15 protein-coding genes, 2 tRNA genes and 1 other RNA gene are annotated in these 18,146 nt (G+C 72.3%); 5 read left to right on the forward strand and 13 right to left on the reverse strand.

All coding sequences use genetic code 11. The features are described from left to right. Positions 1 to 56: 56 nt before the first annotated feature. The 4 genes from AB0F89_RS06195 to AB0F89_RS06210 form a co-directional block, all read right to left on the reverse strand. A complete protein-coding gene (locus AB0F89_RS06195; RefSeq protein ID WP_367133451.1) occupies positions 57 to 1,052 on the reverse strand; it encodes an ABC transporter ATP-binding protein in 996 nt (331 codons plus the stop codon). 5 nt (positions 1,053 to 1,057) lie between these two features. Beyond that, positions 1,058 to 1,984, reverse strand: a complete 927-nt coding sequence (locus tag AB0F89_RS06200) for an ABC transporter permease (protein WP_367133453.1) — start codon at positions 1,982 to 1,984, stop codon at positions 1,058 to 1,060. Continuing rightward, positions 1,981 to 2,985, reverse strand: a complete 1,005-nt coding sequence (locus tag AB0F89_RS06205; RefSeq protein WP_367133455.1) for an ABC transporter permease — start codon at positions 2,983 to 2,985, stop codon at positions 1,981 to 1,983. The genes AB0F89_RS06200 and AB0F89_RS06205 overlap by 4 nt, the downstream gene beginning before the upstream one ends. 73 nt (positions 2,986 to 3,058) lie before the next feature. After that, the gene (locus AB0F89_RS06210; RefSeq protein ID WP_367133457.1) at positions 3,059 to 4,735 is read right to left on the reverse strand and encodes an ABC transporter substrate-binding protein; all 1,677 of its coding nucleotides are present in this window, start codon (positions 4,733 to 4,735) and stop codon (positions 3,059 to 3,061) included. Positions 4,736 to 4,964: 229 nt separating this feature from the next. On the opposite strand from AB0F89_RS06210, the gene AB0F89_RS06215 reads away from it, so the two are divergent. Beyond that, entirely contained in the window at positions 4,965 to 8,231 is a 3,267-nt protein-coding gene (locus AB0F89_RS06215; RefSeq protein WP_367133459.1) for a BTAD domain-containing putative transcriptional regulator, read from the forward strand. 75 nt (positions 8,232 to 8,306) lie between these two features. On the opposite strand, the gene AB0F89_RS06220 is transcribed toward AB0F89_RS06215, so the two are convergent. From AB0F89_RS06220 to ffs, 5 genes are all read right to left on the reverse strand, one after another. Beyond that, positions 8,307 to 8,792, reverse strand: a complete 486-nt coding sequence (locus tag AB0F89_RS06220; protein ID WP_367133461.1) for a uridine kinase — start codon at positions 8,790 to 8,792, stop codon at positions 8,307 to 8,309. Beyond that, positions 8,789 to 9,382, reverse strand: coding sequence for a recombination mediator RecR (gene recR / locus AB0F89_RS06225; RefSeq protein ID WP_367133463.1), 594 nt, complete (start codon positions 9,380 to 9,382; stop codon positions 8,789 to 8,791). The genes AB0F89_RS06220 and recR overlap by 4 nt, the downstream gene beginning before the upstream one ends. After that, positions 9,382 to 9,729: a YbaB/EbfC family nucleoid-associated protein gene (locus tag AB0F89_RS06230; RefSeq protein ID WP_367133465.1), complete on the reverse strand. Its 348-nt coding sequence runs from the start codon at positions 9,727 to 9,729 to the stop codon at positions 9,382 to 9,384. The genes recR and AB0F89_RS06230 overlap by 1 nt, the downstream gene beginning before the upstream one ends. Before the next feature lie 53 nt (positions 9,730 to 9,782). Beyond that, complete coding sequence (locus AB0F89_RS06235; protein ID WP_367133467.1) at positions 9,783 to 12,002, reverse strand: DNA polymerase III subunit gamma and tau; 2,220 nt, start codon at positions 12,000 to 12,002, stop codon at positions 9,783 to 9,785. Positions 12,003 to 12,033: 31 nt separating this feature from the next. Beyond that, positions 12,034 to 12,128, reverse strand: an RNA gene (gene ffs, locus AB0F89_RS06240) — signal recognition particle sRNA small type. 99 nt (positions 12,129 to 12,227) lie between these two features. On the opposite strand from ffs, the gene AB0F89_RS06245 reads away from it, so the two are divergent. After that, positions 12,228 to 12,524 carry a hypothetical protein gene (locus AB0F89_RS06245; RefSeq protein WP_367133469.1) on the forward strand — a complete coding sequence of 99 codons (297 nt, stop codon included), beginning with the start codon at positions 12,228 to 12,230 and terminating at the stop codon, positions 12,522 to 12,524. Continuing rightward, the gene (locus tag AB0F89_RS06250) at positions 12,518 to 12,796 is read left to right on the forward strand and encodes a hypothetical protein (protein ID WP_367133471.1); all 279 of its coding nucleotides are present in this window, start codon (positions 12,518 to 12,520) and stop codon (positions 12,794 to 12,796) included. The genes AB0F89_RS06245 and AB0F89_RS06250 overlap by 7 nt, the downstream gene beginning before the upstream one ends. 1 nt (position 12,797) lies before the next feature. On the opposite strand, the gene AB0F89_RS06255 is transcribed toward AB0F89_RS06250, so the two are convergent. Continuing rightward, the gene (locus AB0F89_RS06255) at positions 12,798 to 13,724 is read right to left on the reverse strand and encodes an iron-siderophore ABC transporter substrate-binding protein (RefSeq protein ID WP_367133473.1); all 927 of its coding nucleotides are present in this window, start codon (positions 13,722 to 13,724) and stop codon (positions 12,798 to 12,800) included. 103 nt (positions 13,725 to 13,827) lie between these two features. On the opposite strand from AB0F89_RS06255, the gene AB0F89_RS06260 reads away from it, so the two are divergent. Both AB0F89_RS06260 and AB0F89_RS06265 read left to right on the forward strand, forming a co-directional pair. Then, positions 13,828 to 13,912 (forward strand) — tRNA-Ser (locus tag AB0F89_RS06260). Positions 13,913 to 14,029: 117 nt separating this feature from the next. Then, the gene (locus AB0F89_RS06265; protein WP_367133475.1) at positions 14,030 to 14,623 is read left to right on the forward strand and encodes a hypothetical protein; all 594 of its coding nucleotides are present in this window, start codon (positions 14,030 to 14,032) and stop codon (positions 14,621 to 14,623) included. Positions 14,624 to 14,677: 54 nt separating this feature from the next. Here AB0F89_RS06265 and AB0F89_RS06270 read toward each other — a convergent pair whose 3' ends face one another. The 3 genes from AB0F89_RS06270 to AB0F89_RS06280 all read right to left on the reverse strand — a co-directional run bounded on the left by AB0F89_RS06270 (position 14,678) and on the right by AB0F89_RS06280 (position 18,119). Further along, positions 14,678 to 17,128 carry an endonuclease/exonuclease/phosphatase family protein gene (locus AB0F89_RS06270; protein ID WP_367133477.1) on the reverse strand — a complete coding sequence of 817 codons (2,451 nt, stop codon included), beginning with the start codon at positions 17,126 to 17,128 and terminating at the stop codon, positions 14,678 to 14,680. A gap of 427 nt (positions 17,129 to 17,555) precedes the next feature. Further along, positions 17,556 to 17,640, reverse strand: a tRNA-Ser gene (locus tag AB0F89_RS06275). Positions 17,641 to 17,684: 44 nt separating this feature from the next. Continuing rightward, a complete protein-coding gene (locus AB0F89_RS06280) occupies positions 17,685 to 18,119 on the reverse strand; it encodes a nucleoside deaminase (RefSeq protein WP_367138735.1) in 435 nt (144 codons plus the stop codon). Positions 18,120 to 18,146: the final 27 nt, after the last annotated feature.

Raw genomic sequence — 18,146 nt, forward strand, 5'->3', positions numbered from 1 at the left:
CGTCTCGGCCTGCGGCCGCGTCCCGGGCGCCTCCGGCCCGGGGGTGATCGCGGTGCTCACACCGACACCTCCTCGGCGACGGGCGGCTGGACCGGGTTGTGGCAGCGCAGCAACCGGCCGCCGCCGATGTCCTCCTGCTCCGGCGTCACCCGCACGCACACGTCCAGCTTGTTGGGGCACCGGGGCGCGAACGCGCAGCCCTCGGTCCACGGGATGTTGTCCGACACCGAACCCCGGATCGGGTTCAGCTTCTCGCCGCGCGGCGCGTCGAGCCGCGGGATGGAGGCCAGCAGGCCGTGCGTGTACGGGTGGCGCGGCGCGGCGAACAGCTCGTGCCGGTACGCCTTCTCCACCACGCGCCCGCCGTAGAGCACGTTGACCTCGTCGCACAGGCCCGCGACCACGCCCAGGTCGTGCGTGATCATGACCAGCGCGGTGCCCAGGTCGTGCACCAGCTCCTTCAGCAGCGCCAGGATCTGCGCCTGGATCGTCACGTCCAGCGCCGTCGTCGGCTCGTCCGCGATCAGCAGCCGGGGCCGGCACGCCAGCGCGATCGCGATCAACGCGCGCTGCCGCATGCCGCCGGACAGCTGGTGCGGGTACTCGGTGAGCCGCCGCTTCGGGTCGGGGATGCCGACCTTGTCCAGCAGCCCGGCCGCCTCCACCATCGCCTTCTTGCGCGGCATGCCCTGGTGCCGCTCCAGCACCTCGGTCACCTGGATGCCGATCGGGATCACCGGGTTCAGCGACGACAGCGGGTCCTGGAACACCATCGCCAGGTCGCGGCCGCGCCGGTCGCGCATCTCCCGGTCCGGCAGCGTCAGCAGGTCGACGCCCTCGTACCGGACCGAGCCGGTGACCCGGGCACCGCGCTTGGGCAGCAGGCCCATGACCGCGAGCGAGGTCACCGACTTGCCGCAGCCGGACTCGCCGACCAGGCCGACCGTCTGCCCCGGCTCCACGTCGAAGCTCACGTGGTCGACGGCGGTGAAGGGCTTGGAGCCCTTGCGTTCGAAGACCACGGTGAGGTCACGCACTTCCAGTAGCGCCACCGCGGCTACCTCCGGTTCTTCGGGTCGAGGGCTTCGCGCAGCGATTCGCCGAGCAGCGTGAAGCCCAGCGCGACGACGATGATGGCGAGCGCCGGGTACAGCGCCAGCTCGAACTTCACGTCGATGTAGGCCTGCGACTTGCTGAGCATCAGGCCCCACTCCGCGCGGTTGGGGTCGGGGTCGCCGAGCCCCAGGAACGACAGCGACGCGGCCTCGATGATCGACGTCGCCAGGGTGAGCGTGGCCTGCACGATCACCGGGCCCAGCGAGTTCGGCAGCATGTGCCGGAACACGATGGTGCGCCGCTTCACGCCCAGCGCGGTGGCCGCCAGCACGTGGTCGCTGTGCCGCTGCGCGAGCATCGAGCCGCGCAGCAGCCGGGCGAAGATCGGCACGCTGACCACGGCCACCGCGATGATCACCGTGGTCTGGCTGCCCCGGCTGGCCAGCGCGGCGATCGAGATCGCCAGCAGCAGGCTCGGCACGGACAGCAGGATGTCGGTGACCCGCATCAGCAGCGTGTCCACCCAGCCGCCGAGGGCGCCCGCCAGGCCGCCGATCAGCATCCCGATCGCGCCGCCGACCAGCGTCGCCACCACGCCGACGATGAGCGACTGCTGCGAGGCGACCAGCAGCCGGCTGAAGAAGTCGCGGCCGAACTCGTCGCTGCCGAGCAGGAAGCCCGGCTGCGGGCCGGGGATCGAGTCGGCCCGCAGGTTCTCCAGCAGCTCCGGGTACCGGACGAACGGGTCCTTGGGCGCCAGCGCCGGCGCGAAGACGGACAGCAGCACGAACGCCAGCACGATGACCGCGCCGGTGATCGCGACCGGGTTGCGCGCCATCCGGCGGAACGCGTCCGCCGCGAGGCTGGTGCCCGCCGACTCCGCCAGCTCGTCGACCTTCTTCTTCTTGCGGTCCAGCAAGGAGGTCATGACGTACGCACCCTCGGGTCGATGATGGCGTAGGAGATGTCGACCAGGAGGTTGACCAGGACGTACACCCCGGCGGCCAGCAGGATCAGCGCCTGCAGCCGCGGGTAGTCCCGGCGCTGGATGCCCTCGCTCAGCAGCGAGCCGAGGCCGCCCCAGACGAACACCTTCTCGGTCAGCACCGCGCCGCCGAGCAGCAACCCGGTCTGCAGGCCGATGGTGGTCGACACCGGCAGCAGCGCGTTGCGCAGCACGTGCCGGGTGCGCACGACGACGGCCTGGAGGCCCTTGGCGTTGGCGGTGCGGATGAAGTCCTCGTTGAGGACGTCCAGCACGGACGCGCGGGTGATCCGCACGATCACCGCCAGCGGGATGCTGCTCAGCGCGAGCGCGGGCAGCACGAGGTGCCAGAGCGCGTTCACCGTGGCGTCCCACTCGCCGGTGAGCATCCCGTCGAGCGTGGCGAAGCCGGTGACCCGCGTCGCGTCGATGTCCGCGTCCTGGCGGCTGGACGGCGGCAGCAGGCCGAGCTCCTGGGCGAAGATGTACTTGAGCACGATGCCCAGGAAGAACACCGGCACGGCCACGCCCGCGAGCGTGCCCATGATGGTGGCGTTGTCGAAGAACCGGCCGCGGTAGCTCGCGGACAGGTAGCCGAGCGGGATGCCGAGCAGCACCGCGATGAGCAGCGCGACGACCGACAGCTCGATGGTGGCCGGCAGGGCGCGACCGATCTCCTCCAGCACGGGGTCCGCGGAGATGATCGAGTTGCCCATGTCGCCGGACAGCATCCGGCCGAGGAAGTTGAAGTACTGGAGGTAGAGGGGCTGGTCGAGCCCCATGACCCTCTCCAGGTCGGCGATCTTCTCCGGGGTGGCCTTGTCACCCAGGAGCGCGGTCGCCGGACCACCCGGCAGCGAGCGCAGCCAGGCGAACACCAACACCGACAGGACGAAGAGCGTGGGTATCGCTTGCAGCAGGCGGCGAATGGTGAATCGCAGCATGGTCGTGATCCTCGGAACAGCACGAGTGGTGGCGCCCGGGGTCCGAGCGCCACCACTCATGGGCTTGGACGGGTCAGTCCTTGGTCACCGTGTCGAAGCGCTCGTCGGTCAGCGGGCTGGGGGTCAGGCCCTTGACGTTCTTGTTCACCACGATGCCGGGCGGGGAGTGCGAGATCGGCACGGCCGGCAGGAACTTGCTCATGACGTCGCGGTTGACCTGCTCCCACGCCTCGGCGTGCTTGTCCCGGTCGACGACGGAGTCGGCCGCCGCGATCTGGTCGAACAGCGCCTTGTCGTTGAAGCCGAACTCGGGCTTCTCGCGGCCGAAGAACGTGCCGGTGAAGTTGCCGGCGTCGTTGTAGTCACCGGTCCAGCCGAGCAGGTGCAGGTCGTGCTTGCCGAGCTTCTGCACGTCGTCCTTGTAGCCGCCGTTCCACGGGCGGGCCACGGTCTCGACGGTGATGCCGACGGCCTTCAGGTCCTCGGTCAGCGCGGCGGCGTAGTCCACCGGGCTCGGCATGTACGGCCGGCTGACCTCGGTCGGGACGTAGAACTTCAGCGACAGGTTCTCCGCGCCGGCCTGCTTGAGCAGGTCCTTGGCCTTGGCCGGGTCGTAGTCGTACTTCATCACGTCGTCGGCGTAGCCCGCGACCGTCTTGGGGTGGAACTGCGTCGCGACCTCGGCGCCCTCGGGGAGCTTGGTCTTGACGAGCTGGTCGCGGTTGACCGCGTAGGCGAGCGCCTGGCGGACCCGGAGGTCCTTCAGGGCCGGCGTGTTCGCCTGGTTGATGCCCAGGTACATGATGTTGAACGCCGGGCGGATCAGCACGTCGAAGCCGTCGCTCTTGAGCGACTTGAAGTCGGCCGGGCTCGGGTAGTCGTACCCGTCGATCGTGCCGGCCTTCAGCTCCTGCTTGCGCGCGTTCTCGTCCTCGATGACCTTGAAGATGATCTTGTCGAGCTTGGCCTTCTCACCGTAGTAGTCCTCGTTGCGGACCAGGGTGATCGTGTTGTTGGCCTTGTCGTAGCTCTCGAACTTGAACGGGCCGGTGCCCGTCGGGTGCTCGTTGGCGTAGGCCGAGTAGCTGAAGGACTCGCCGGACTGGGTGACGGTGTCCGCGTCGTACTTCTTCAGCGCCTCGGGGCTGGAGATCGACAACGATGTCAGGCCGAACGCGGCGGGCAGCGCGCTGCTGTAGGCGTTCAGGTTGAGCACCGCGGTGTTCTCGTCCTTGGCCTCGCAGGACTTGTACAGCGGGTCGCCGGAGGCGTCGCCCTCGTTCTGGGCGAAACCCTTGAAGATGTCGGCGTAGTAGATCATCTGGCTCTGGGCCGCGGAGCCCTTCATGTTGAACCAGCGGTCGAAGTTGAAGCAGACGGCGGCGGCGTTGAACGGCGTGCCGTCGTGGAACTTCACACCCTTGCGCAGGTTGAAGGTGACGGATTTGCCGTCTTCGGAGAGATCCCACTTCTCCGCCAGGCCCGCCTCCAGATCGGCGGTGCCCCGCTTGTAGGTGATGAGCGTCTCGTACATCTGCCGGATCGGGCGGAACGTCTCACCGTCGTCGTTGAAGACCGGGTCGAAGTTCTTCGGCTTGCCGGCCGCGCCGAAGATGAGCGTGCCGCCCGTCTTGCCGGACGCGTCGTCTCCCCGCTCGGATTGCGCGCAGGCGGACAGTGCGAGCACGGCGACGCCGGTCAGGCCGATCGCGGCCGTCCATCGGCGTCGTGCCGTTCGGGAAAGAGCCATCAAACACCCCTAGGGAAATCCGGGATCTCACGGTGTGGTCAGGGACCCTAACCGGTCCCCGCAACCCTTCTGACGTAACACAGGTCACGATCAGGCCACGCGGATGAGCATTCTCATACGTCCGGCTCTCTTCCGCTGACCCAACGTGACCACGGCTGATCGGGCGAACGCCCTCCTACGCTGTACAACGGACAACATAAACCTGCACACGTGCGGAGGGAGGTCGCCGGTGAGCCCTGTGGTCGAGTTCCGCGTCCTCGGCCCGTTGCAGGTGCTGGTCGACGGCGAGCAGGTCGTGGTGCGGGCGGGTCGGCAGCGCTCGCTGCTGGTGTCGCTGCTCATGCGCGCCGGAGCCGGTGTCTCGGTCGACGAGCTGGCGGAGCACATCTGGGGCGCCGACCCTCCCGCGCGGGCCCGCGGCACGCTGCAGACCTACGTGATGCGGTTGCGGCAGGTGCTCGGGCCGGCGGTGCCGATCCGGACCGTGCCGGACGGCTACCTGATCGACGTGGACGAGCGCACCATCGACGTGATGCGGTTCGAGCAGCTGGTCGAGGAGGGCGAGCGGGAGCGGGCCGCGGGCAGGCTGGAGTCGGCGTCGGCGATCTTCACCGCGGCGCTGGCGCTGTGGCGCGGTCCGGCGATGGTGGACGTGCCGTCGGAGGTGCTGCACCGCGACGAGGTGCCCCGCCTCGGCGAGCGCCGGCTGCACGTCGAGGAGCGCCGGGTCGAGGTGGACCTGGAGCTGGGCAGGCACGCCGAGCTGATCCCCGAGCTGTCCAGGCTGACCAGCGAGCACCCGCTGCGGGAGCGGCTGTGGGCGCAGCTGATGGTCGCGCTGTACCGGTCGGGGCGGCAGGCCGACGCGCTGGGCGCGTACCGCCGGGTCGGCGGGCTGCTGGCCGAGCAGCTGGGCATCGACCCCGGCGACGAGCTGCGGCGCGTGCACCAGCAGGTGCTCGGCGGCTCGCCGTCGCTCGACCTCGGGCAGAACGGCGCGGCGGCGCGGCGGGACCGGGTGGTGCCGTCCCAGCTGCCCGCCGACATCGGCGACTTCGTCGGCCGCGAGCAGGCCGTGCAGCTGATCGAGGCGTTGCTGCGGACCGCGCAGGGCGTGCCGGTGGTGACGCTGGCCGGGCCGCCCGGTGTCGGCAAGACGGCGCTGGCCGTGCACGCCGCGCACAAGCTACGGCACTTCTTCCCCGACGGGCAGCTCTACGTGAACCTGCGCGGTTACGCCCAGGGCTCGCCGCTGAGCGCGGTCGACGTGCTGCCGCGGTTCCTGCGGGCGCAGGGCGTGCCGCCCGAGTCGGTCCCGCTGGACCAGGACGAGCAGGAGGCGATGTTCCGGTCGCGGCTGACCGACCAGCAGGTGCTGCTGGTGCTGGACAACGCGGCCAACGCCGAGCAGATCCGGCCGCTGCTGCCCGGCTCCCCCGGCTGCGCGGTGCTCGTGACCAGCCGCGACACCCTGCGCGGGCTGGCCGTGAGCCACGCCGCGTCCAACGTGCGGCTGGACGTGCTCGACCGGGCCGAGACCCGGGCGCTGCTGGCCGGGATGCTCGGCGAGGAGGTGGTGGCGTCGCAGGCGGAGGCGGCCGAGGAGCTGGCCGAGCTGTGCGCCCACCTGCCGCTGGCGCTGCGGATCGCGGCGGCCAACCTGCTGTCCCGGCCGGAGATCACCATCGCGTCGTACGTCGAGGAGCTGCGGGCGGGCAACCGGCTGGCGGCGCTGGCCGTCGAGGGCGACGAGCGGGCCGCCGTGCACGCGGCGTTCGACCTGTCCTACACGGCGCTGAAGCCGGAGCTGGCGTCGCTGTTCCGGCTGCTGTCGCTGGCGCCGGGCGACATCACCCCGGACGTGGCGGCGGCGCTGGGCGGGCTGACCACCCAGAACGCCCGGCGCAGGCTCGACCGGCTGGCCACCGCCAACCTGGTCGACAACCACGCGCCCGGCCGCTACCAGTTCCACGACCTGCTGCGGGACTACGCGGCCGAGCGGCGGTCGTTCGAGGACGACCCGGCGGAGAGCGCGCAGGCGTCGCGGCGGCTGCTGGACTGGTCGATCCGGTCGGTGGACAACGCCACCGACGCGTTCAAGAGCACCCTGCTGCGGCTGCCGCGCACCGACGTCGTGCCGGGCGTGACGCCGCGCCTGTTCTCCACCTCCGCGGAGGCGCTGGCCTGGCTGGACGCCGAGCGCGGCAACCTGGTCGGGCTCGTGGTGCACGCGGCCGATCGTCACCCGGACCGGGACGTCTGGCAGCTCGCGGACGCCCTGCGGCGCTACTTCTACACGATCGGGTTGCCGGTGGAGTGGCTGGCGACCGCGAAGGCCGGGCTGGCCGTGGCGCAGGCCGCCCAGGACCCGGTCGGCGAGGTGGCGATGCTGTCCTCGCTCGGCATCCTGTACTGGGCGATCGGGCAGCACCGGGTCGCCGTCGACTACTTCCGCCGGGCGATCCCGATCCAGCAGCGCACCGGCGCCGCGCCCGCCGTCGAGGCGGCCGTGCTGGCGAACCTCGGCGCGGTCTACATCGACGTCGGCGAGCTGGAGCAGGCCGCCGACCACCTGGAACGCGCGCTCGTGATCACCCGGGCCATCGGGGCGCTGCAGCAGGAGGGCATCGCCCAGCTCAACCTCGGCGGCGTGTACATGCAGCTGGGGCAGCTGGACCGGGCCGTGTCGTCGTTCGAGGGCGCGCTGGACGTCGGCAACCGGCTCGGGGCGTGGATGACGCAGGCCGACAGCCACCGGGCGCTGGCCGAGGTGCACCTGTTCCTGGGCCAGCCGCAGCGGGCGGCGCAGCTCTACGAGCGGTGCGGTGAGCTGTACGAACGGGCCGGCGCGCGGAGGTTCGCGCACTTCTCGCACGAGGGCCTGGCGCTGACCTGCGTGATGCGGGGCCGGTGGGCCGAGGCGGCGCGGGAGGCCGGGCGCGCGGCGGAGATCGCGCACGAGCTGGGCAACCTGAAGGGGTTGTGCGACGCCAAGAACGCCCTGGGCGAGGCGCTGTGCGGGTTGGGTCGGCTGGAGGAGTCGGTCGAGCGCACCACCGAGGCGCTGCGGATCGCCGAGGAGACCGGCTACCCGCTCGGGATCTGCGCCGCGCGGCGCGGCCTGGCGCTGACCCACCGGGCGGCCGGGCGGTTGGACGAGGCGCGCTACTCGGCCAGCCAGGCGCTGGACAGCGCCGTGCGGTACCGGTTGCGGATCGCCGAGGTGGACGTGCTGGCCGTGCTCGGGCGGGTCCGGCTCGACCAGGGTGACGTGTCGCAGGCGCTCGACCTGGCGCTGCGCTGCCTGGAGCTGAGCCGGACCACGGGGCAGCGGTTCGTGCAGGCGCGGGCCGCGCACCTGGCCGGTGACGCCCTGGTCGCGGGCGGGGACCCGGTCGGGGCGCGGCGGCACTGGCGGTTGGCGCTGGAGCTGTTCGGCGCGGTCGGGTCGCCGGAGGCGGAGGACGTGCGGGCGGCGCTGGGCGAGGCGGGGTGACCGGACCGGACGGGTCGGCGGACCAGCGGGCCGGACCAGGTCGGCGGGCCGGGCCGGTCGGCGTGGTCGCCCTGGTCAGTCCAGGGTGACGATCCGGTCGGCGCGGGCCTTCGTGCCGTCCACCGCGAACCAGCCGCGCTCGAACGCCTGCCAGCGCCGCAGGTGCTCGCGGCTCGCCTCGCCGTCCCGGGCGACGGCCCGGCGCAGCCGCTCGTCCGGGTCCTCCACCTCGACCCAGATCGCCTCGTCCAGCCGGTGCGCGATGCTGCGGCGGGCCGCCGAGACGCCCTCGACCACCAGGACGTCCGGCACCGGGACCACCACCCGCTCGCCGGGGCTCGGCCGACCGCCCGTCCAGTCCATCCGCCGGTAGCGGGCTTCGCGGCCGTGCCACAGCGGTTCGAGGACGTCGGCCAGCAGGCGCGGCCACCACGACACCGGGTCGTCCCAGGTGGCGAAGTGGTCGGTCGGCACCACGGCCGCGCCCAGCTCCTCGGCCAGGCGCGCCGCGTAGGTCGACTTGCCCGAGCCCGACGGCCCGTCGACCGCGACGAGCCTCACATGCTGCGCCGGCCGGACAGCGCCCGGCCGAGGGTCAGCTCGTCGGCGAACTCCAGGTCGCCACCCATCGGCAGGCCCGACGCGAGCCTGGTCACGGTGAGGCCGGGGAAGTCGCGCAGCATCCGCACCAGGTAGGTCGCGGTCGCCTCGCCCTCGGTGTTCGGGTCCGTGGCGATGATGATCTCGGACACGTCGGCGCCGATGCGGGTGAGCAGCTGCCTGATCCGCAACTGGTCCGGCCCGACCCCCGACAGCGGGTCGAGCGCGCCCCCCAGGACGTGGTAGCGGCCCTTGAACTCACGGGTCCGCTCGACCGCGAGCACGTCCTTCGGCTCCTCCACCACGCAGATCAGCGTCAGGTCGCGGCGCGGGTCGCGACAGATGCGGCAGGTCGTCTCGGCCGAGACGTTGCCGCACACGTCGCAGAACACCACGCCGTCCTTGACCTTCTGCAGCGCGTCCTGGAGCCGGCCGATGTCGGCCGGGTCCGCGGCGAGCAGGTGGAAGGCGATGCGCTGCGCGCTCTTCGGACCGACGCCCGGCAGCCTGCCGAGTTCGTCGATCAAGTCCTGGACCGGCCCCTCGTACATCAGCCGAACAGCTTCCCGAGACCGCCCAGGTCGTCCATCCCGCCCATGCCGCTGGCCAGCGGGCCCATCTTCTGGGCCGCCAGCTCCTGGGCGGCGCGGTTGGCGTCGCGCACGGCCGCGACCACCAGGTCGGACAGCGTCTCGACGTCGTCCGGGTCGACCGCCTTCGGGTCGATGTTCAGGCTCTTCAGCTCGCCACCGCCCGACACCACGGCGGTGACCAGCCCGCCACCGGCGGTGCCGGTGACCTCGGCCTCGGCCAGCTCTTGCTGGGCAGCGGCGAGCTGCTGCTGCATCATCTGCGCCTGCTGGAGGATTTGCTGCATGTTGGGCCCACCGGGTTGCACCGCGGGTTCCTCTCTTCGGGGTCTGCCGCCGTTCACCAGCGTAGTCGCGTGGATCAGCCCTTCAACGGCCGAGCGCCAAGCTCGTCGGCGAGGAGCTTGAGCACCACGGCCTCCGGGTCGAGCCGCTGGTCGTCCGCGTCGCCCGGCAGGGCGGCCTCGGCCAGCATCTCCTCCTCGTCCACCGGTTCCGGCGGCAGGGGCTCATCGGGCTCCGGCGGCTCGGGGGGCAGCGGCACGTCGTCGGCGGGCGGCCGACCGGACGGCGCCTGCCGGGGTTCGGGCTGACGGGCCTGCGCCTGGCTGGGCCGGGTCGGCGCGGGGCGCTGCGGCTTCTGCGGCGCCTGCCGGGCCGGGGCCGCCGCGCTCGCGTCGCCGTGGATGCAGCGGACCTGCCACGTGCCGCCCAGGACCTGCGCGAACGCGGCGGCGATGGCGTCGGCGTTGCGCGGTTCGGCGAGCCTGCGGGCCAGCGGGGCGGAGGTGTGGGCGAGGGTGACCGTGGAGCCGTCGACGTCGGCGACGGTGGCGTTGGTGAGCATCGCCTCGGTGCTGCGGCTCGTGCTGCGGACCACGCCCAGCAGCTCCGACCACCGGCGGCGCACCTCGACCGCGTCCACCCCGCCCGCCCTGGCGCCGCCCGAGGGAGGCGTCGGGACTTCCTCGACGGGCGCGGCGGCCGGGGGCGGGGCCACCGGGTTCTCGGTGGGGCGCGCGCCGGGCGCCTGCTCGGGCCGCACCGGGCCGCCGGCCGGCCTGGTCTGCGGCGACCTGGGCTGCATCGCCGCCGAGCTGAGCACCGGGGGCGGGGGCGGCGGGCCGGCGACCACCGGCCCGGCGGCGCCGGACGCGACAGGCGCGGCGGCACCGGGTGGGACAGGCGCGGTGGGCGCGGACGCGGCAGCCGCCGGCGCGGTGGGCGGCGGCGCGACCGGCGCGGGTGCGACCGGTGCGGCGGCTTGCGGGGCCTGCGGCGTGGCGGGCGCGGTCGGTGCGGCCGGGGCCGGGGCGGCGGCTTGCGGGGTCGGTGGCGTGGCGGGCGCGGGGTCGGCGGCGCGCTGCGAGGGGCGCTGGAACCTCTGCTCCGGCGCGGGCCCGGCCGGGGCGCCGCCGGCGGGCGGTCCGTGGCGCTCCAGCTGCTCGACGCGCTGCAGCAGGCCCGACTCGACGTCGCCGACCGACGGCAGCAGCATCCGCGCCGCGACGAGTTCGAGCAGCAGCCGTGGCGCGGTCGAGCCGCGCATCTCGGTCAGCCCCTGGTGCAGGATCTCCGCCCACCGGGTGACGGTCGCCGGCCTGGTCGCGTCGCGCTGGCCGATCATCCTGGCCAGCTCGTCGTCCGGCGCGGACACCAGGCCGCGCTGCGCCGCGTCCGGCACCGCGTGCAGCAGCACCAGGTCGCGCAGCCGGTCGAGCAGGTCGGACGCGAACCGGCGCGGGTCGTGCCCGGCGTCCACCAGGCGGTCGACGGTGCCGAACACCCTCGACCCGTCGCCCGCCGCCAGGCCGTCCACCACGTCGTCGATCAACGCCACGTCGGTCACGCCGAGCAACGCGATCGCCCGGTCGTAGCGCACCCCTTCGGGGCCCGCGCCGGACAGCAGCTGGTCCATCACCGACTGCGTGTCACGGGCCGACCCACCGCCGGCCCGGATCACCAGCGGGAACACCGACGACTCCACCGCCACGCCCTCGGCGGCGCAGTTGCGCTCCAGCAGCGCGCGCATCGAGCTGGGCGGGATCAGCCGGAACGGGTAGTGGTGCGTGCGCGAGCGGATGGTGGGCAGCACCTTGTCCGGCTCGGTGGTGGCGAAGATGAAGATCAGGTGCTCCGGCGGCTCCTCCACGATCTTCAGCAGGGCGTTGAAGCCCTGCGTCGTGACCATGTGCGCCTCGTCGATGATGAACACCCGGTACTTCGACTCGGCCGGCGCGTAGAACGCCTTGTCGCGCAGCTCGCGGGCGTCGTCCACGCCACCGTGGCTGGCCGCGTCCAGCTCGACCACGTCCACGCTGCCCGGCCCGTTGGGCGCGAGCCCGACGCACGAGTTGCACTCGCCGCACGGGTCGGGGGTAGGGCCCTGCGCGCAGTTCAGCGAGCGCGCCATGATCCGGGCGCTGGACGTCTTGCCGCAGCCGCGCGGCCCCGAGAACAGGTAGGCGTGGTTGACCCGACCGGCCGACAGCGCCGTGCGCAGCGGATCGGTGACGTGCTCCTGCCCGACCACCTCGCCGAAGGTGGCCGGACGGTACTTGCGGTAGAGGGCGAGCGCCACGTCGGGGACCTTACCGGGAGGGTCCGACAGAAAAAGGGGACCCCGTGCACCCACCAGAGCCCGCTTATCCTTGCTGCCTTCCGGCCCTGGGGAGGTTCGCGAGATGTGTGCCGCACGAGGTCCGAGGCAAGTGTAGCCGGTCGCCCCACTGGCTCTGTCGGCACCCGCCCCGGTCACGGGAGACTTTCACCGATTAGTGGCACTACCCGGTGAAGGAGGAACCAGATGAGGGCTCTAGTCCTCGCGTGCACCGCCCTGCTGCTCGGAGCCACCACCGCGGCGGCCGACCCGGTCCCGCCCAGGCACGCCATCGTCGTCTGCCAGACCGCGAGCTTCTACGGCAACTACAACCACTCGGTCGGGCCGGTCGAGTTCAAGCGGACCCTGACCTACGGCAACAAGATCGGTCACACGCCCGGCGCCCACCCGGTCTACAACGGGTGGGCGGCGAGCATGGACTTCGGCCCCAACGACTGGGGCTACCTGCGGGCCGAGTGCATCGGGGGGTACGACTCGTGGTGAGGGCATTCCTGGTCGCCGCGGTCGCCCTGGCGGCCACCGCGACCACCGCGGCGCCCGCGCAGGCCGCCAACGGCACGATCGGCGAACGCGAGACCGTGTGCGCCAACGACCTCTACGTCCGCACGGCGCCCAACGACGGCCCGTGGATGGGCACCCTCTACCGGGGTCAGACGTTCCTGGTGAAGGGGCCCAAGTCCGGCAACTACGTCTACGGCTTCGCCTACGGGCACATCAACGCGCACGGCTGGGTGGCCGACGGCTGGTTCTGCTGACCTACTGGCCGAGCGCGGTGGCGAACAGCGGGACGGCGTGGTCCAGCGCGTAGGCCATGCCGAGCGACGAGCCGCTGGAGAAGGCGTTGACCAGGGCCTGGTCGTCCAGGACCAGCGCCTTCTCCGGCACCAGCGGGTTGGCCCGCAGCGCGGCCGCGTCGCCGCCGATCGGGAACAGCACGGTCAGGTCGGCGGCCAGCAGGTCCAGCCGCTCGGCGGAGATGTCGACGTAGAACGTGCCCGACGCCAGGTCCTCGACGTCCTCGCGCGGGGTGAAGCCGATGGCCTTCATGAAGTCGGTGCGGGCGTCACCGGAGACGTACGCGCCGAACTTGCCGTCGAAGTACGCGCCGACCACGGTGGTCTTGCCGTCGAACTTCTTGTTGGCGGCGAACTTCGCGTCCAGGTCGGCGATGATCTTCTCGCCCTCGGGCGCCTTGCCCAGGGCCTTGGCGACCAGCTCGACCTGCTGCCGCCACGACGTGCCGTAGGGGATGACGTCCTTCGGCGCGCCGATCGTGGGCGCGATCTTGGACAGCGTCTCGTGCTTCTGCTCGTCGTTGTCCGACCGGGTGTTGAGGATGAGGTCGGGCTGCAGCGCGGCGACGGCCTCGTAGTCGATCTCGGTGGTGCCGAGCAGCTGCGGCGCCTGCTGGTAGCGGTCCTCCGCCCACGGCCCGACGCCCTTGCCGCCGAACGCCAGCCAGTCGCTCGCGCCGACCGGCTGCACCCCGAGCGCCAGCGCGGTCTCCGCGTCCGACCAGCCCAGCGCCACCACCCGGGTCGGCGGCTCGTCGATCGTCACCGGACCGAACCGGGTGTCGACCGTGACCCCCGCCGAGCCCCGCTCGGCCTCCTCGCCACCACCACCGCCACCGCAAGCTGCCAACAGCAGAGCGGACAGGACGACCACCAGACCACGGTTCATTAGGGAAGCCTAACCGAACACATCGGCAGTCGATGCAACCGGCCCGCGATCGTGAACGGACCCGTTTTGGGCGACGCGCACACCCTCCGGTAGGCTCTCCGGCGGAGGATTCGCATAGTGGCCTAGTGCGCACGACTGGAAATCGTGTTGGGTTAACCCCCTCACGGGTTCAAATCCCGTATCCTCCGCAGACCAGGGCCCCGGTCACCACCAGGTGACCGGGGCCCTGTCACGTCCGGTGCAACGTTCCGGGGCTCCGGCAGCGTTCTAGACAGTGATCGACCGATTACTGGGAGGACGCGCACATGAAGATGGTCAACACGGCCGTCACGGCGGCACTGGCCGCTTCCGGGCTGTTCGCGGGCGGCGCGGTGGCACTGGCCCAAGGTCCGGGTCCGGGTCCGGCTCCGACCGAGGTCGGGGTGAGCGGCGCGCCGTCGTACCGAGCCACGACCTGGGCCGCGGTCAACGTCCGCATCTGCCCGTCGACCGCGTGCCTGCCCGCGGCCGGTGGCCCGATCCCCGCCGGCGCCACCACCGGCGTCCACTGCTGGGCGCATGGCGAGTCGGTCACCGATTTCGGCTACACCAACGACGTCTGGTTGAACGTCGGCAGGCAGGACGGCGGCAGCCAGTGGTCCAGCGCCATCTACTTCGTCGGTGACGAGTACGGCAACCTGCCTCAGGACGCGGAGTGCGCCGACGTCCCGCAGCCGCCCACCACCACCCGGCCCGCGCCGACCACCACCGCTCGACCGGAGCCCACCGTCACCGCCACGCCGCGCCCGACCGCCACCACCTCACCGCAGCCGACGTTCACCACGCCGCAGCCCACGGCCACCACGTCGCCGCAACCCACCGTCACCATGACCGCCACGCCCGAACCCACCCGGGGCTGACGGGAAAGACCCCCTCGGACCACGTGTCCGAGGGGGCCTCCGCACCGTTGCGAACTACGACCTCGGCAGGTGCGCCGCGATGTCCTCCAGCAGGAACAGCAGCTGGTCGACGTGCGCGTTGCCGGTGCTCGGCCGCAGCTTCACGACCTGCGGGTCGTGGTCGCTGGCCTGGTCGGCGAACTCGGCGTTGATGTGCACCACGTCGTAGCGGTACCGGGTGATGTTCGAGCTGATCAGGATGTGGTCGAGGGTCTGCGAGTTGCCCTCGAACACGTAGCTGTACCGCTCGTTCGCGGGCAGCGTGTCCATCAGCGCCACCACGTCGCCCGAACCGGTCAGGGTCCGGACCGCCGGGGAGAACTGGTAGTCGTTGATGTCACCCGCGAGGACCACGTTGGCGCCCCGGTCGACCGCCTTGACCTGGTCCACGAACCCGCGCAGCAGGGCGGCCTGCTGCGCCCGCTGCGCCTCGGAGCTGCGCACCGGCTCCTGGTAGCGGCCGTGCATGGCCTGGTCGCCGCCCTTGGAGTTGAAGTGGTTCGCGACCACGAACACCGTGCGGCCGCGGAACTTGAACTCGCCGGCCAGCGGCTTGCGGCTGCTCTCCCAGGCCGGGTCGGCGGGCGCGATGCGGCCCGGCGAGACCGACAGCGCGGCCCGGCCGTGCTGCCTCACGACCGACACCGCGGTGGTGGCGTCGCCGCCCGCGCGGTCCACGAAGGACACCCGGGCCGGGTTGAACAGGAACGCCACCCGGATGTTGCCGCCCGGCTGGCCGCCGTCGGCCTTGTCCACCGGGTTGATCTGCCGCCACCGGTAGCGCGGACCGCCCGCGGCCGCGATGGCGTCGGTGAACCTGGTGAACGTCGCGTCCGCCGCCACCGTGCCGTCGTCGGTCGCGCCGTTGTCGTCCTGGATCTCCTCCAGCACCACGACGTCCGGGCTCTTGAGGTTGGTCACCACGGCCGCGGCGAGGCGGTCGAACTTGGCCTGGTCGTTGGTGGCGGCCAGGTTCTCCACGTTGTAGGTCGCCACGGACAGCTCGTGCTCGCGCTGCGCGTTCGTGACCTCCGGCGTGATGCCGCCGGGCACGTGCTCGCCCGCGGTCTTCGCGGCCAGCGTGTAGCCGCCGAAGTTGGTGTACTCGACGTTGCCGACCGTCGCGCCGCGCCACACGTCGCCGACGTTGCTGACCGGCGGCGTCGCCGAGCCCGGCTTGACCTTGATCCGGCCGCTGTTCGGCTGGTCGTAGCCGAGGTAGATCGTGCCGCCGCGGCTGGTCGGGTTCTGGGTCGGGTTCGTGGTGATCCACGTCTCGCCGAAGCTGTTCGTGGGCCCGACCACGCGGGCGTCGTCCACCTGGACGTACATGCCCTCGCGGGACTCGTAGTAGTCCTGGCCGTAGGTCGCCGGGTCCAGCGGCAGGGCTTCGATGCTGCCGCCGCCCGCGGTGGGCAGGTAGCCGGCGGGCGGGGTCAGCACCTCGGGCGTCGGCAGGGCGTTGCCCTTGGACTTCACGGTGACCGTCGCGCCGGTGATCTCGGTGAGCGTCTGGTTGGAGTTGCTCGCCGCGTCACCGCCCGGCCGGTACTCGGCGACGGTGCCGGAGACCAGCACCTCGTCGCCCGGCTCGGTGGTCGGGCTCAGGCCCGCGGTGTAGACGAACACGCCCTCGCTGGTGCGCGGGTCGGAGTCCGGCGCGGTGTCCTGGATCCAGAAGCCGCGGTCGCCGGTGTCGCGGGTCGCGGTGACGACGCCGGGCACTCCGCTGACCTTCTGGCCGAGCAGCGGCGAGATCCGGGTGGTGCCCTGGATGTCGCGGATGCGCTTGTCGCCGGGCTCGGGTTCCGGGTCGGGATCGGGGTCGCCGGCGCCCTGGCCCTTGGAGTTGACCGGGGTCGGCGCGCCGGTGGCGAAGTCGGCCGAGTTGTCGTCGGTGTCGACCAGCGCGGTGCGGGCGGCGGAGGTGGTGTTGCCCAGGTTGGCGGTCGGGGCGCCCTCCCGGACGACGGTGGCCGCGCCGTAGCCGACCAGGTCGCGCACGCGCGCGTCGGCCGCGCAGTCGGCGGCGGTCTTGCAGGTCAGCGCCGTGGCCCCGGCGACCAGCGCGACCGTGGCGCCGGAACCGCTCATGGCGGTCGTGCCGGTGACGTCCGGCGCGGGCAGCTCCACCGTGCCGCCGGAGCCCTTGGCCTGCGCGACCAGGAACCGACCGCCGGCCGGGATCGAGCCGGTCAGCGGCGTCACCTGCCACTGGCTGGCCGCGCTCGCGCTCGCCGGCAGGTACTGCACGCTCCAGCCGTCGACGGAGAGCGGCGCGGCGCCCGCGTTGGCCAGCTCGACGAAGTCCTGCGTCAACGTCGCGCCGGAGTTGCCGCCGCCGCCGTAGACCTCGGCGATCAGGGCGTCCTGGCTCGGGACCGCGTGGATCGGCGACGCGAGGGCGAACGTCGCGGCCGAGGCGGCGGTGACCGCCAGTCCGACGCGGAGCGGGGTAGGTCTCAACGGGTCCTCCGGTAATTGGCGGGTGCGCGCATCCTCCCCGGATCGAGTGAACGACGGAAGACGCCATCACTAACGGTTGACCTTCACTGCTCTCGAACGTGTGTTCGAACGTAGGGTAGGGTCATGCCCGCACCCCGCCGGTGGCCCTCCCAGCGCCGGTGCGGTGCGACGCGCACGACAGGGGCGCCGACCCGGACCTGACGAGGCCCGGCTCGGCGCCCGTGCGCGCCACCGTCAACGCAACGCCCGGCTGCCGGCCCGCGACGGGTGGTCGCAGTCATCCGCGGCCTGTGCCCGCAGCGGGTGCCGCTGCGCAGCGAGACGTCCGGGACGAAATCCGCGGCGGGAAGGCCTACTCTCGGGACGACAATGGAGACTGGATGCGAAAGAGCCCCGCTCACCTGATGGTGAGCGGGGCTCTGAGCAGCGGTGGCGGTGGGATTTGAACCCACGGAGGCTTTCACCTCACACGCTTTCGAGGCGTGCTCCTTCGGCCGCTCGGACACGCCACCGCCGAGAACAATACAAGACCGCCGGCCGGGCACCTAACCGGGGGTCAGAGATCGGCGAAGAACGACTCCAGGAGGGCGGCGCACCGCTGCTCCAGGACGCCGCCGACCACTTCCGGGCGGTGGTTGAGGCGGCGGTCGCGGACCACGTCCCAGAGGGAGCCCGCGGCGCCGGTGCGGGGTTCCCAGCAGCCGAAGACGACGCGGTCGACCCTGGCCAGGACCAGGGCGCCGGCGCACATCGTGCACGGCTCCACGGTCACCGCCAGGGTGCAGCCGGTCAGGCGCCAGCCGTCGCTGTGGACGGCGGCGGCGGCGCGCAGGGCCAGGACCTCGGCGTGGGCGGTCGGGTCGCCGAGGGCTTCGCGGGCGTTGCACGCCCTCGACAGCTCCTCGCCGCCCGGCCCGTAGACGACGGCGCCGATCGGGACGTCACCGGTCGCGGGAGCCTCGGCGGCGACCGCCAGGGCGGCCTCGACCATGGCCTCGTCGGACGCCCGGCTGATCAC

Origin of the sequence: Saccharothrix sp. HUAS TT1, assembly GCF_040744945.1 — a bacterium.
Classification (GTDB): domain Bacteria; phylum Actinomycetota; class Actinomycetes; order Mycobacteriales; family Pseudonocardiaceae; genus Actinosynnema.